General features: G+C 67.0%; 14 protein-coding genes. 6 read left to right on the top strand and 8 right to left on the bottom strand.

Going from position 1 to position 13,174, the window contains the following annotated elements; all coding sequences use genetic code 11:
- Nucleotides 1-1,088 precede the first annotated feature (1,088 nt).
- The 6 genes from D451_RS0124780 to tcuA all read right to left on the bottom strand — a co-directional run bounded on the left by D451_RS0124780 (nt 1,089) and on the right by tcuA (nt 7,328).
- A complete protein-coding gene (locus D451_RS0124780; protein WP_014913341.1) occupies nt 1,089-1,310 on the bottom strand; it encodes a hypothetical protein in 222 nt (73 codons plus the stop codon).
- Between the two features lie 364 nt (nt 1,311-1,674).
- Nucleotides 1,675-3,189 carry a tripartite tricarboxylate transporter permease gene (locus tag D451_RS0124785; protein WP_017536390.1) on the bottom strand — a complete coding sequence of 505 codons (1,515 nt, stop codon included), beginning with the start codon at nt 3,187-3,189 and terminating at the stop codon, nt 1,675-1,677.
- 12 nt (nt 3,190-3,201) lie between these two features.
- The gene (locus D451_RS0124790) at nt 3,202-3,720 is read right to left on the bottom strand and encodes a tripartite tricarboxylate transporter TctB family protein (protein ID WP_017536391.1); all 519 of its coding nucleotides are present in this window, start codon (nt 3,718-3,720) and stop codon (nt 3,202-3,204) included.
- A complete protein-coding gene (locus D451_RS0124795) occupies nt 3,720-4,742 on the bottom strand; it encodes a Bug family tripartite tricarboxylate transporter substrate binding protein (protein ID WP_017536392.1) in 1,023 nt (340 codons plus the stop codon). The genes D451_RS0124790 and D451_RS0124795 overlap by 1 nt, the downstream gene beginning before the upstream one ends.
- A 499-nt stretch (nt 4,743-5,241) precedes the next feature.
- Nucleotides 5,242-5,859 carry a GntR family transcriptional regulator gene (locus D451_RS0124800; RefSeq protein ID WP_017536393.1) on the bottom strand — a complete coding sequence of 206 codons (618 nt, stop codon included), beginning with the start codon at nt 5,857-5,859 and terminating at the stop codon, nt 5,242-5,244.
- Nucleotides 5,856-7,328 carry an FAD-dependent tricarballylate dehydrogenase TcuA gene (gene tcuA / locus D451_RS0124805; RefSeq protein WP_026125348.1) on the bottom strand — a complete coding sequence of 491 codons (1,473 nt, stop codon included), beginning with the start codon at nt 7,326-7,328 and terminating at the stop codon, nt 5,856-5,858. The genes D451_RS0124800 and tcuA overlap by 4 nt, the downstream gene beginning before the upstream one ends.
- 114 nt (nt 7,329-7,442) lie before the next feature.
- On the opposite strand from tcuA, the gene D451_RS0124810 reads away from it, so the two are divergent.
- From D451_RS0124810 to D451_RS0124820, 3 genes are all read left to right on the top strand, one after another.
- A complete protein-coding gene (locus D451_RS0124810; protein ID WP_051067494.1) occupies nt 7,443-7,979 on the top strand; it encodes an AbrB family transcriptional regulator in 537 nt (178 codons plus the stop codon).
- Entirely contained in the window at nt 7,976-8,515 is a 540-nt protein-coding gene (locus tag D451_RS0124815) for an AbrB family transcriptional regulator (RefSeq protein ID WP_017536396.1), read from the top strand. Before D451_RS0124810 ends, D451_RS0124815 begins: the two co-directional genes overlap by 4 nt.
- 235 nt (nt 8,516-8,750) lie before the next feature.
- On the top strand, nt 8,751-9,281 hold the full coding sequence (locus tag D451_RS0124820; RefSeq protein ID WP_017536397.1) for a PH domain-containing protein: 531 nt from the start codon (nt 8,751-8,753) through the stop codon (nt 9,279-9,281).
- A 212-nt stretch (nt 9,282-9,493) separates the two neighbouring features.
- Here D451_RS0124820 and D451_RS0124825 read toward each other — a convergent pair whose 3' ends face one another.
- Nucleotides 9,494-10,363, bottom strand: a complete 870-nt coding sequence (locus D451_RS0124825; protein WP_017536398.1) for an alpha/beta hydrolase — start codon at nt 10,361-10,363, stop codon at nt 9,494-9,496.
- 210 nt (nt 10,364-10,573) lie between these two features.
- Between D451_RS0124825 and D451_RS0124830 the strand changes: the two genes are divergently transcribed.
- Complete coding sequence (locus D451_RS0124830; RefSeq protein ID WP_017536399.1) at nt 10,574-11,152, top strand: TetR/AcrR family transcriptional regulator; 579 nt, start codon at nt 10,574-10,576, stop codon at nt 11,150-11,152.
- Nucleotides 11,153-11,231: 79 nt separating this feature from the next.
- Complete coding sequence (locus D451_RS0124835) at nt 11,232-11,816, top strand: GNAT family N-acetyltransferase (protein WP_051067496.1); 585 nt, start codon at nt 11,232-11,234, stop codon at nt 11,814-11,816.
- A 153-nt stretch (nt 11,817-11,969) separates the two neighbouring features.
- On the opposite strand, the gene D451_RS0124840 is transcribed toward D451_RS0124835, so the two are convergent.
- Nucleotides 11,970-12,452, bottom strand: coding sequence for a hypothetical protein (locus D451_RS0124840; protein ID WP_017536401.1), 483 nt, complete (start codon nt 12,450-12,452; stop codon nt 11,970-11,972).
- Nucleotides 12,453-12,649: 197 nt separating this feature from the next.
- Between D451_RS0124840 and D451_RS26865 the strand changes: the two genes are divergently transcribed.
- Nucleotides 12,650-13,096: an NUDIX hydrolase gene (locus tag D451_RS26865; protein WP_017536402.1), complete on the top strand. Its 447-nt coding sequence runs from the start codon at nt 12,650-12,652 to the stop codon at nt 13,094-13,096.
- Nucleotides 13,097-13,174: the final 78 nt, after the last annotated feature.

Genomic DNA, 13,174 nt, shown 5'->3' on the forward strand with positions numbered 1-13,174 from the left:
TCCTCATCTGCTACAAGCATCTGGCCAAGCACAGCGAGGACTTTTGAGATGAGCTCTTAGCGAGGGGAAGAAGGCCGCTGAGCTCTGCTTTTATCGGCCTGCGGTGTCGGGTTTCGGTGTTCGCTCTCCGGATTTTTCGGGGGCCGGTTAGCGACGAATGGTGATGGGGTCGAGGGGTCCTCGGGTCCGGTTTTTCTGTGGCGCGTGGCCCCCACCAGTACGGATGCCCTCTTTTTCTCATCCTCGGGATGGTCGGGTAACTCGACATCGACCTTGGGGGGAACCCCGGTGGTTTTGTTCACTGAGAGAGGAAAGTCGAGGAGTTCGCGCCGGGGGTCGACCTGGCGAGCATGGAGTGTCTGATTTGCCGGTTTTCTGAGAAGTCGGGGAAAGGGCTGTTCAACGCCGGTGGTTCGTTCGGTCGGAGAGGTCGCGGAACCCGTGTGCGGAGGTGGTCCCCTCACCGACGTCCGCGGTCATGTCCGGTGCGGACTGCTCCCTGTGCGCGGGCGCGGTGAAGACGAGGGCGGTCCGTCGGTGTTCCAGGAGAGGGGAGCCGGGGCCGGTGAGGTGCTCTCTCGGCGCGGCCCAAGGCGGGCGTGGTGGGTGTTGAGGGAGAGCGCGTGACGCTTCGTGGCGGAGGTCGTGGGGAGATCGCGGCTTCTGTTCCCGTAGGTCGTTCTCTCCGAACCCCACGCGGGTGGGGATGACCGATCGCGCGGGCAACGGCGCGGGCGTGGTCGACCCGAACCCCACGCACGTAGGAGTGGCGTCCCCTGAACTCGCACTACTGAAGGACGATGGCGGGGAGCACCCCCAGGGGAGCGGGAGCGGTAGCAGTAGCAGGGGGCCGTTCCTCCTGCCTGAATGGATAAAGCTCCGGGTATCTGTCCCTAGGGGTATGACCAGGGCGGAAAGCGGTTCGTGGGAGTCAATGCCATGGGCAGAGGAACGGTTCTGGAAACCATGTGAAGGCGAGCGCTTCGTGGGCGCTCGAATTCCGCGTTCCGTCTTCGAATCCGAAAACGCGGTACGGGGTGCTCCGGCCGGACCCCGGCCGGCCTCGAGCGGGGGGGAACCGTCGAACCTCAGCGGCGGGCGCGGGCGATGGGCCCGAAGTGCGCGGCGACCGCGCCGAGCATGAAGTGCCGTACCTGCTTCTCGTTCATGGGTACGACCCCGGCGGGCACCTGGATCCGGAACGGGAAGTCGTCCCCGGCACGGACCTGGAAGTCGTCGATGATCCCCTGCGAGAGCAGGAAGATCAGCCCCTCGCGGATTTTCCCGTCGGTGTCGGTGGATGACCACATGAAAAGAGGGTAACCGGCCCTCGGACTCGGAGAAAACGCCTCCGCCCTTACACAAGGGAAGGTGGGGGATCGGTGGCGCTGTGACCGGTGATTTCTCCGCATAGGTATCGTCCTGGTCGGTTTTCTTCTTTGAGAGAAGGCCCGCGGTCGGTGAGATGTTCTCTCCGGGACGGTCCGAGGCCGTGGTGGTGGGGACGCGGGATGCGCGTTCTCTCCCTGCCACGGCTTCATCCGGTGGCGGATCACCTCGAACGACTCCGCCCGCCCCGGGCATGGGGAGAACCCCTGGCGGAGATCGTCCGCCAGGGGTCCTGTGGCTGTTCCGCCGTCTCGCTCGGTCCGGGTGGAAGGGGCGGACACAGAGCTAGGAGACGTGCTCGCGCTTCTTGCGCTTGACGGTGGTCCAGACGGGCTTGAGGAACCCCGCGAACAGAACGATCGCCACCAGGGCCCAGATGGTGATCGAGATGCCGGAGGCGCCGACCATCGCCCAGAGGTCGCCGCGGTAGGTGACCATCCCCTGGACGAAGTAGCGCTCGATCATCGAACCGAGGACCAGACCCACCAGGAGTGAGGCCGGGGAGAAGTCGAGCAGCCGCAGGAAGTATCCGAAGACCCCCGCGATCAGCACGATGTGCAGGTCGATGAAGTTGCTGTTGATGCTGTAGGCGCCGATCGAGGCGATGATGACGATGAACGGGACCATGTAGCGCATCGGGGTCATGATGAGCTTGATCCACACGCCGATCAGGGGCAGGTTCAGCAGCAACAGCATGACGTTGGCGATCAGGATGGACGCGATGACCGACCAGAACAGGTCGGGTCGCTGGGTCGCCAGCAGGGGGCCGGGCTGGACGCCCTGAACCGTCATGGCCGAGATCATCAGGGCCAGGGTGGCGGAGAACGGGATGCCCAGCATCAGCACCGGGACGATACTGCCGATGGTGGCCGAGGAGTTGGCCGCCTCCGGGCCGGCCACACCCTCCACCGCTCCGGTGCCCAGTTTCTTCCGATGCTTGGAGACCGACTGTTCGACCTTGTACGAACCGAAGGTGGACAGCGCGGCCGCGGGCCCCGGAATCAGCCCGAACCCGAACCCGATCAGTGAACCGCGCCCCCACGGGGTGATCGAGCGGCCGAGTTCCTCCTTGGTCGGGATGAGCTCGCGTATCCGGAAGCGTTTGGGCTTGGGCCGTTTCGCGTCCCCGGTGAGCATGAACATCAGCTCGGAGAGCCCGTAGAGGCCGACCGCGACACTGGCCAGGGCGACCCCCAGGGTCAGATCCACCTGACCGAAGGTGAAGCGGTTCGTCGAGGTGTTGACGTCCAGGCCGACCGTCGCCAGCGCCACACCGATGATCATCGGCAACAGCCCCGACCCCAGTGAGCCCCCGGAGATCCGGGCGAGAACGAGCAGGCCGCCGGCGGTCAGCGCGAAGAACTCCGCGGGACCGAACCGCATGGCCACGCCGGTGACGGCCGGCAGGACCAGTAGCACGATGCCCAGCCCGATCAGGCCGGAGATGAACGACCCGAGGGTCATGATGGTCAGGGCGGCTCCACCGCGACCGTTCTTCATCATCGGATGACCGTCGAAGGTGGCGACGACGGACTGGGCGTCCCCGGGCATGTTCAGCAGGATCGACGTCATCGACCCCGCGAACTGGGTGCCGATGTAGATACCGGCGATCATGATCATGCCGACCGCGGGCTCGTAGGCGAAGGTCAGCGGCAGCAGCAGCGCGGCGCCGGCCACCGGACCGAGACCGGGGAGGATTCCGATCAGCGTGCCGGCCAGCGCCCCGACGAACGCCGCCAGCAGTAGTTCGGGTGAGACCGCGAGTTCGAGGCCGTAGAGAAAGCCTTCAATTGTTCCCATGGTTTATGCCTCTTACGGAAGGATCATGCCGCTGGGCAACCGAATTCCCAGGGCCTCAGCGAAGAAGAGGGTCAAGACGATTCCCATGACAACACCGATGATGATGGATTTCACCCATGAAGCACGGCCGACCACGCGGATGAACGCTACGGCGAAGAGCGCCGACGCGATGTACTGTCCCAGGGTCGGGATCAGCACGGCGTAGTAGACGATCACCATGGACGTGAATATGAGAACATCTTTCAGATCGCGTCCGCGGGGGAAGTCGATCCGACCGGACTCTGAGCGTCCCAGGAGTGATTCGACGATCACCAGCAGGGAGATGGCCGCTCCGGCGATACCGATCCATCCGGGGATCATCCCCGGTCCGGGCTGCGCCAGTGTTCCCTTGTCGAGATCCATTCCCGCTATGTAGTACCCGACGAAGATGGCTAGGAAGAGGGCTCCGAAGAGGATGCGACCCAAGCGTTTGGGGTCGTTCTTAAGCCCCTGTGTCGAGATTTCCGATGCGTGGCCTGTGTTCTCGGACATCAGTTCTCGCGGTCGTTTCCGAGCTCGATGCCGTGCTCGATGCCGGCCTTGATGTCCTCGAGGTAGGTGTCCAGTTCCTCGCCGGTGGCCACGTGGGGAAGGGTGCCCTGGCCTCGGGCCCACTCCTCCCACTCCTCGCTGGTGACGATGGCGTCGGAGGCCTCGCGCAGGGCGGAGGCGACGTCCTCGTCCAGACCGGCCGGGGCCATGGTCATGTAGTCCGAGGTGAAGGGGATCTCGTACCCGGCCTCGTCGAATCGGACGGCGTCGGGGAGGAAGTCACTGTAGTCCTCCGGGCCGCTGTACGCCAGGGCTCGCAGGTCGCCGGATTCGACCAGTCCCAGCTGTCCCGACGCGTTTCCGACCACCGCGTCCAGGCGGCCGCTCATGACCTCCAGGGCCGCTTCTCCGGTGCCGCCGGCCGTGGTGACCAGCGATACCTCGATGTCGGCCTGCTCTTCGAGGAAGTAGATCACGAAGGCGGGGTTGCCCATGCGGGCGGGCGTGCTGATCTGGATGTCCCCGGGGTTCTGTTTCGCCGCCTCGATCAGGTCGTCCAGGGTCTCGTACTCGGAGTCCGGGGAGACGAACAGGCCGTAGGGGGTGCCGGACATCTTGGCCAGGGGCGTGAAGTCCGCGGGGGTCTCGTACTGGGCCTCGCCGGTGACCAGGGGCTGGGCCACGAAGCCTCCGGAGGTGCCCAGACCCAGGGTGTAGCCGTCGGCGTCGGCGTTGGCCAGCTGGGTGATGCCGACCGCCTCGTCGCCGCCGGGCACGTTGATGACGTTTCCGTTGGCGTCCAGTTCCGTTTCCAGCATCTGGACGAATTGGCGCCCGACGGGGTCGGCGCCGCCGCCCGGGTTGTAGGGGACGATGTATTCGATGGAGTCCGAGGGGTATTCGCCGTCATCGGCTCCGCAGCCGGCCAGAATAAGGGGGACGACCGCCATGGAGGCCATGAGTGCACGTCGGTTCCGCTTGCCGGTTCGGCTGTCGGCGGGGCGCGATGTGGGGGAGTACATGGGGGCTCTCTTTCGGTATTTCCGGTTATGTGGGAACGGTGATGGACGAGGATGGGGTGGTCGGTGGCTCACGGTATTACAGGTTAAATCAACGTGAGATTTGCGTTACAGTACCACGTTTCGCCCGGATTCAAAGCCGCTCGCCTGGTAAAATTAATCCGTCCGGGCTGTGTCCTGTGTGGATTTTATGATCGGCATTCCTCAGGGCCCCCGGGCGGATGCCGGTGGCTCTACCGATATTTCTTCCCGGTCGGAAGCGGATGCGTTGTCGAGGTTCGTTTCAGGTGAACCGGTGCCCGGGTCGGCTCAGCCGATCGCAGAGGCGTCGTCGCGTCTTTCTCGGACGTGAGAACGGAATTCGGCTGAACCTCCCGGGCGCGCACATCGGCCGTTGAGGCATTCTCAGGCCGCCGGCTCGACCGACGCGGATCGTGTCGGGCGGGGGCGAGCGGCTCGAAGGCCTTCGAGGGCCTTCAGTGAGGGGCGATGGCCGACACGATCACCTCTGCCTGTACGCGGATTCGATGTGGTGGCGCATGGCCTCGGCGGCCTCGTCGGCCCGGTGGGCCCTGATGTGGTCGACCATCCGCGTGTGCTCCTCCAGCGAATCGCTCCAGCGCTGGTCCGTACGCAGCGTGGTGGGGGAGATGGACATCGACTGCACGCCGTGCTTCTGGTTCGCTTCGATGAGGAACGGGTTGCCGCTGGCACGCCAGATGATCAGGTGGAACCGGTAGTTCAGTTCCCGGCGCACGGCGGCGGAGGGGTCCTCGAGTCTGGACTGCTCGGCCAGGGAGGCCTCGAGTTGGACCACCTCGTTCTCGCTTCTGCGCATCGCCGCGAACCGGCAGGCCTCCGATTCCAGGATCTTGCGCATCTCGTAGAGCTGGCCGGTCTTCTCGCCGTCCCACACGGTCACCCGGGTCCTGCGGCCCTGACGTTCGGCCAGCCCGTCCACGAGCAGCCGGGCCACGGCCTCGCGGACCGGAGTCCGGGAGGTGCCGACCAGGTCGGCCACGGCGCGTTCGTTGAGGTCGTATCCCTGCTCGAGGGACCCGTCGAGGATGCGGGTGCGCAGCTGCTGGTAGACGCTTTCGACCTGTGTGCCGCCCGTCATGACGCCGCAGACCGTCCGGCGATCCGGCCGAAGACGATGCCCGCCGCCAGACCGGAGCCTCCGGGGTAGTTGCCGCTGAACAGACCGCCCAGCGCCTCGCCGCACGCGTAGAGTCCCGGGATGACCGCACCGTCCTGGTCGAGCACCCGGGCCTGGGAGTCGCCCTTGAGCCCACCGAAGGTGAACGTGATGCCGCAGGTGACCGGGTAGGCGTAGAAGGGGCCCTCGGCGATGGGGTTGGCCCAGTTGGACTTGGGCGGGACGGTGTCGGCCGAACGGCCGTCCTTGACGTTGGGATCGAACTCCACCGAGGTGCGGATGGAGTCGTTGAAGGACCGGACGGTCTCGAGGAGCCCGTCCACGTCGATCCCCGCGTCCCGGGCGAGTTCCTCCAACGAGTCGGCGACGTGTTCGCCGACGCCGGGGACCTCGTACTCCTGAGGGCGGAGCATGGGCCGTAGCGGGGCGTCGAAGATCTGCCAGGCGACGGCGCCCGGCTGCATCAGGACCTCCTTGCCGTACTTGGCGTAGGTGAGGTTGCGGAAGTCGGCGCCCTCGTCCAGGAAACGCCGGCCGTCGCGGTTGACGATGATGCCCAGCGGGTAGCTCTGGCGGGTCAACCGGTTGGTGACCTCGTAGTTGGACTCGTTGTCCGCGAACCCCGCGTCCCACTGCGTGGCGTGGCAGGAGGTCCAGTCCCCGCCCTTGGCTGCGCCGATCCTCAGCGCCTCGTTGAGCATGGTTCCGGTGTTGAACGGGGTTCCGCGGGTGACGGCGTGGTGCCACTGCGGGCCCATGTGTTCGGCCCGCATCTCCTTGCTCGCCTCGAAGCCGCCGCTTCCCAGGATCGTGGCCTCGGCCTGGACGGTGTGCTCCTCGCCGTCGCGTTCGTAGACCACCCCGGTGACCACGCCGTCGGCCTGGACCAGGCGCAGGGCGCGGGCGCCGAACAGGATCTCGATGCCCGACTCCTCGGCCGCGCGGTAGTGGTCGCGGACCAGCCCTTCGCCGCCGTCGACGTTTCCTACGTGCAGCCCGCCCCAGAACAGGTAACCGCCGTCGGGGCGCCGGTAGGCCTGGCGCTCGTACATCAGGCGGTACCGCAGACCCTTGGACTTCAGCCACCGCATGTCGTCGGCGATGTTGGAGATCAGGATCGAGGTCATCTCCGGGTCGTTGCGCCCGTCGGTCACCCGCTTCAGGTCCGCGGCGTACTCCTCCTTGGAGTAGGGCGGCACCTCCGTGGTGCCGTGGCGCTCATCGGCCTCGATGAGGTCCGCCAGGCTCTCTAGGCCGTCGTGGGTGATGCGGGTCGCGCCCGCGGTGAAGTAGCTGTTGCCACCGGCCCGGTCCTTGGGGGCGGCTTCCAGGACCAGGACCCGCTTGCCCTGTTCCCGGGCCGCGTGAGCGGCGCACATGGCGGCGTTGCCGGCGCCCACGACGAGAACATCAGTCGTATTGGTGGACATTCACTCCCCTTTGGTATACCAAGTGAAGGAAAGGTATTCCAATGGTCAAACGCCTGTCAAGGGGCTTCGTGCCTGGTCCGCCGATGTCCCGCAACGACGAACGATTGAGGTCACGTGACGGCGCGAGCGGATAGATCCGGCTGGGGCCGGGCCTTGGACGTCCTGCGACTGCTGGCCGGCGCGGCGGTGGTGGGGTCGCTCCTCGAACTGCTGGGGGTCCCGGCGGGCATGCTCTTGGGCAGTGCCATCGGCGCCGCCCTCGCCAACCAGAAGTGGACGCCGCGGCTTCGGCCCACCGCCTTCCCCCGGCCTCTGCGGTACGTCGGGCTGCTCCTGGTCGGCCTGGTCAGCGGTGTGCTGCTGACGATGGAATCCCTGGGGAGCACGGCATCGGTCGCCCTCCCCGTCATCGCCGCCTACCTCGGGCTCGCCATGGTGAACCTCCTGGTCATCGCCCTGCTGATGGCCCGCTACGACGTGGACCCGGCCACCGCCGTGCTGGCCGTCACCCCCGGCGGGCTGGCCGAGGTCACCTCATTGGCCATCGACAAAGGAGCCCGTATGGGTGTGGTGATGACCGTGCACTCGGTCCGGCTGCTGACCATCGTGTTCGTCTTCCTGCCGATCGTGCTGGCGGTGGTGGGCTCATGAACCCGTTGCCCCTGCTCGCGGTGATGGCGGGCGCCCTGGGCGCCGCACTCGTCTTCCGATGGGTACGCGTGCCGCTGTGGCCCCTCACCGGCGGCCTCGTCGGAGCCGCCGCGGTGAACCTCGGTTTCGGCCTCGCCGCCGAGGTGCCCACCGCGATCGCGCTGACCGGACAGCTGCTGATCGGCACGGCCATCGGTGCCACCATCGGCTCCGAGGTCTTTCGGCAGTTCCTGCGCATCATCGGCCCCGGAACGCTCGCGGTGACGGTCGTGCTGGGCGCCGGACTGCTCTTCGGATGGCTGTTCGCCATCGTGGGGCTCATGGACCCGGCCGAGGCGATGCTGTCGCTGGTGCCCGGCGGGGTGGGGGAGATGGTGGCCGCCGCCATCGCCCTCGATCTCGACAGCGCCCAGGTGGTGGGTGTGCAGGTGGTGCGGATCCTGACAGTGCTGCTGAGCCTGCCGCTGGTCTTCCGGGTGAGCGAGTGGATCCACCGCCGCTGGATCGCGGGCCCGGAGGACACCCCCGGCGCCTGAGCCCGGTACCCTCCCGGACCGCCTTCCCGCACGCGGGGATGGATCCGGGATCGGGCGCTGGTAGAGGAAAGGGCTCGGAGCGGAGAACAATGGTCGAGCTCTGGACGCCTCTCGACGTTCATGATGGGGCGTTGGTGCACACGGTGGCCTGTGCCGGTCATGTGGTCCGACGGTGCTCGAACCCGTGCCACGATGGCGCCAGATCCCCACATCCCTCCCAGGAAGAGGCTCCCTCATGGCCGACGTCCAGCTTCGTCCCGACATCCAGGCCGCGCGCGACCGTATGTCACACCGGCTCGGGTCGAACCGGGAGATTCGCAAGCTCGTCGAGTACCTGCGGGAGGGCGAGACCGTCACCCATCTCCTGGGAGGCGTCTACGGGCCCGGCACGGGCCTGGTGGTGCTCACCGACCGTCGGTTGATGTTCCTCAAGGACGGATGGACCAGTCAGGTCACCGAGGACTTCCCGTTCGAGAAGATCTCGTCGGTCCAGTGGTCGGCGGGGATGCTGCTCGGGAAGATCACGATCTTCGCCAGTGGCAACAAGGCCGTGATCGACCAGGTCCAGAAGCCCGATGGCAAGGCGATGGTCGACGCGATCAACGGCATCATCTCGCGGGGACCGGCACACGCTCCGGCTCCGGCCGCGCCGGTACGGCAGGTCCCGGAACCCGCGCCCATGTCGTCCTTCGAGATGGTGAAAGAGCTGCGGAACAGGGGCGTTCTCACTCCGGAGGAGTTCGGCGTGATCGTGAACCGCCTGTAGCGTTCCATCCCGGGTTCGACCGTCCCGCGTCCATGTGGGAGCAGGAGTCCCGGGCGGGACGTGGGGGACGTCCGGCTTAGGGCAGCGGAGTACGCCCGGCAGGGCGGGGCCGAACACGACGAAGGCCCGGGAGCCATGCTCGCCGGGCCTTGATGAGTGAGGTCCGCGGAGGTGGGCGCCGCGGCCCCTGACCCCTGCGCGATCGAGTTCGGTCAGCGCTTGTGGCAGGTCTTCAAGTAGCCGAGGAACGACGCTTGCAGACCGGTGACGTGCGTTTCTCGCAACAAGGCCTTCGAAACGTGCTCCGACCACCCCTTGGCGTGCAGTCGTTCCACCGCCGTAAGAACGTTGCGGGACATTCCGCGGTAGAACGGAACGTCTCCCAGCAGCTCGGCCTCGTTCAGCGTGATGTGCAGCCGTGAGCCGGCCGAGCCCTCGCCGGGTTCCGGTAGGGCGTCGATGAGGGTGAAGATCCGGCTGTCCGCACCGGCGACGCCGGGGCTGCCCGCGCCGAAGCTCGCGAAGGGCGCCGCCTCGCGCAGCCACGCGTAGAGGGCGAAGAGTCCCCCGTAGGAGTAGCCGAAGAGGCCGTGCCCGGACTCGCCGACCCGCAGCCTCGACCGCAGGTGCGGGTGGAGTTCGTCGGTCAGGAAGTCGAGGAAGACGTCGGCCCGGGTCTCGGCCAGCTCCGCGAGGTAGGCGTCCACCTGCTCCTGGGTCATCCTCCCCGTCTCGCGAGCCGCCGTGAGGGTCGCCATCATCTCCTCACCGATGGGTTCTCCCGGCGGAACGAGGTCGCGATTGCGGAGCGACGACCAGGAGGCGGCCTCCTCACCGGCGTACCCGACGCTGACCTGGATGTACGGGGCGATCGTCAGATACGGGTCCGCCTGGGTGACGATGAGGGGCGCTGTGAGTCCGACGGACCAGTTGCCGTCCAGCACGTAGATCAGCGGCAGGGGATCCGTGGAGTCCGCGTAACCGGGGGGTGTGGTCACCCAGACGCCGTAGCGGCGCCCCGATCGCGCGGTCACCTCCAGGTACTCCGTGTCCGGCAGACAGCCGTGCAGTATCTCGCTCATCGCGTTTCTCTCTTCATGAAGCGGCCCCTTGACGATGGGGACGGCCGTGCCCGGATCGGCGGACATCTTCGGGTCGGGGAGTGGATCTCGACGCCGGATGACCAGGGGTTTCGCGCCCTGAGGCGGTCCTCCCCGACGGCGTCCTCAACAGTGGTGAATTGGATGTGCGGTAACGTACTCAACAGTGGTGAAACTGTCAACGGAGGCAACGTGAGATCGCCCGTGGGGGAAGGGAAGAAGCGTCTCCTGGAGGCGCTGTTCGATGAGTTCGGCGAGAACGGCCCCGGCCCGAACCTGTCGATGCGCCAAGTGGCGGAACGGCTCGGTGTGCACCACACGTTGCTGACGTACCACTTCGGATCGCGGCCGGGGCTGCTGCGCGCGGTGCTGTTGGAGGCGCGCCGCCGCGACAACGTCGTCATCGCCGCGACCGGCGACGAACTCGGCTTCGTCGCTCTGTGCAGAGCCATCTGGGACTTCTACTCGGATCCCGCGCACGAAGACCGCGTCCACGCCTTCTTCCACCTGGTCGGGCTCGCGGTCTATGAACGTGACGCGTTCCAGGAGCTCGTCGTCGACATCGACGACCTGGCGCGTCTTCTCGAAGCCGCGGCCCTTCGCGATGGGGCCACGGAGGCCGACGCCCGGCAGCGGAGCATCATCGCGACCGCGGGTCTGCGAGGACTCCTTCTACAAAGGATGCTGACCCCGACCGCCGAGGTCGATGCGGCGGCGGAGCGCTTCATCGCCTCGTTGGCGGCGTTCGAGGGCGAAGGCCGCGCGGTGTAGACCACCGTGGCCTATGGGCCGGACGGTCGACTCTTCGGTACGAGGGCGGGCGCTCGTGCCGGACCGCTACGGTGAGGGCATGACGCCACCCGGCAGCAGATCAGCGCAGCGCGAGACGGCGGGAGCGATCACCTATCGCGTGGCCGAGAGCGAGAGCGACAGGTCGGCCGTCATCAGGGGCGAGTTCACCTCGGACACCGTCTTCGAAGTGGTCGTCTCCGAGGACGGGTTCGGTATTCGCCCCACTCGGCTGGACGCGACGATTCACAAGGTCTTCCCCGACGACGAGCCCGAGGACGATGAGACGTCGGAGAACGGACGTCGGTTCGTCGCCCTGGACGGCGATGACGTGTGCGGCTACGTCGACACCGAGTACGAGCCCTGGAACCGGCGGCCGGTCATCGCCGATATCGAGGTGGCCGGGGCGTACCAGGGGCGAGGGATCGGCCGCGCGTTGATGGACCACGCCATCGACCGGGCCCGGGAGCGCGGTGCCGGACACGTCTGGCTGGAGGTGACGAACGTCAACGCTCCGGCCATCCGTGCCTACCAGCGCATGGGGTTCACCTTCTGCGGCCTCGACACCTCCCTGTACAGCGGGACCGAGTCCGAGGGGGAGACGGCACTGTACATGAGCCTTTTCCTCGACCCGGCCGGCGAATAGCGGTTTCGGTTTCCAGGCCGTTCTCCCCGGCCCCGCGCTCAAAGTGCGTTCGAAGAAGCCCCTCCCCGGCCGTGACGAGGTCACCCCACAGGGGGCCGGGCTCGAAGTGGGGACAGGGCCATGCCTTCAGCAATCCGCCCGGGTGAGCCGGGCTTATTCTCGGTGGGCGCCGTCGGGCCATACGACGTCGACCGGAACGCCTCGGTCGTGTGCGGCCTCGACCGCGTCGCCGGTGCCGCCCTTGCCGCCGGAGGGCTGTCCGTCCCAGACGGCGACCAGCCGGTCGATCCCGCCCAGGACGGCTTCGTTGGCGTCCTCGTAGGCTTGGCGTCCGGCGGTCCTGTGCGGCATGTAGCGGACCAGTGCGGAGCGCATCAGGAGGTCGTCGAACTGTTCGAGGTTGTAGGGCTTGACCTTGGCCTCGCGGTAGTCGACCGAGGGGAGCACGACTTCGAGCCTCCCACCGGCTTCCAGGACGACCTCGGCGAAGATCTGGTCGGCTCCACGGGCCAGGCACGAGACCCCGACCAGGTCATCGTCCTTGTACGGAGCGAGCGCCTCGGCCAGGGCCCGGCGCACGAGGGGGACGCTGTCGGCCGTCAGGTTGGAGTGACCGGTGATCCCGATCCGGGTCATACGTTCTCCTTGGAGGTCGAGGGTTCCGCCGGCAGGGTGTTCGACAGTCTCTCGCGTATCTCGGCCACCGCGGGCTCATCGAACGCGGAGTCTCGGTGAAGGTCCAGAGGCGATCGGATCTCTGCTTTCCGGGCTCACCGGCGCCATCGGAGCTCTAGGGTCGCAACGACACCGAGAGACCGCCTGATGGGGGACCCTTGCCGGAGCGCTACCGCAGCATCATCGACGTCCACGTGATCCTGCCGAGGGGAGACGAGATCCTCCTGCTGGAACGACGGAACACCGGCTACTGCGACGGGATGTTGCACCTGCCCTCCGGCCACCTCGACGAGGGCGAGCCGATCCCGCACGGTGCGGCCCGGGAAGCCCGGGAAGAGGTCGGTGTGGACATCGACCCGAGCGACCTGGCATTGGTCGCGGTGGTGCATCACCGGCAAAGCGAGGACCTCGCCCGCGTCGGCATGTTCTTCCTCGCCGAGAAGTGGTCCGGTGAGCCGGTCATCGCCGAGCCGGACAAGGCCGGAGAGCTCGTCTGGGCCGACCCGCGCGCACTGCCGTCGAACACGATCCCCTACCCGGCCGAGGGCATCCGGGCTTGGGTCTCAGGAGACCGGTTCGTGCTGCATGGATGGCCGGTCGCCTGAAGCCGTCGGTGTTTCACTCGGGGGTTCATTCTGTAGGGCCTCGGCCCCCGGCCCCGGCGGTTCTGAAATCGGATGCGG

It is taken from the genome of Nocardiopsis alba DSM 43377 (assembly GCF_000341225.1).
Lineage (GTDB): Bacteria > Actinomycetota > Actinomycetes > Streptosporangiales > Streptosporangiaceae > Nocardiopsis > Nocardiopsis alba.

What these genes read in the sequence shown, in the direction of transcription:
- D451_RS0124780 (WP_014913341.1), bottom strand. Translation starts at nt 1,310, where the DNA reads ATGTGGTCATCCACCGACACCGACGGGAAAATCCGCGAGGGGCTGATC.
- D451_RS0124825 (WP_017536398.1), bottom strand. Translation starts at nt 10,363, where the DNA reads ATGAGCGAGATACTGCACGGCTGTCTGCCGGACACGGAGTACCTGGAG.
- D451_RS0124815 (WP_017536396.1), top strand. Translation starts at nt 7,976, where the DNA reads ATGAACCCGTTGCCCCTGCTCGCGGTGATGGCGGGCGCCCTGGGCGCC.
- tcuA (WP_026125348.1), bottom strand. Translation starts at nt 7,328, where the DNA reads ATGTCCACCAATACGACTGATGTTCTCGTCGTGGGCGCCGGCAACGCC.
- D451_RS0124795 (WP_017536392.1), bottom strand. Translation starts at nt 4,742, where the DNA reads ATGTACTCCCCCACATCGCGCCCCGCCGACAGCCGAACCGGCAAGCGG.
- D451_RS0124790 (WP_017536391.1), bottom strand. Translation starts at nt 3,720, where the DNA reads ATGTCCGAGAACACAGGCCACGCATCGGAAATCTCGACACAGGGGCTT.
- D451_RS0124840 (WP_017536401.1), bottom strand. Translation starts at nt 12,452, where the DNA reads ATGACCCGGATCGGGATCACCGGTCACTCCAACCTGACGGCCGACAGC.
- D451_RS0124835 (WP_051067496.1), top strand. Translation starts at nt 11,232, where the DNA reads ATGACGCCACCCGGCAGCAGATCAGCGCAGCGCGAGACGGCGGGAGCG.
- D451_RS0124800 (WP_017536393.1), bottom strand. Translation starts at nt 5,859, where the DNA reads ATGACGGGCGGCACACAGGTCGAAAGCGTCTACCAGCAGCTGCGCACC.
- D451_RS0124785 (WP_017536390.1), bottom strand. Translation starts at nt 3,189, where the DNA reads ATGGGAACAATTGAAGGCTTTCTCTACGGCCTCGAACTCGCGGTCTCA.
- D451_RS0124820 (WP_017536397.1), top strand. Translation starts at nt 8,751, where the DNA reads ATGGCCGACGTCCAGCTTCGTCCCGACATCCAGGCCGCGCGCGACCGT.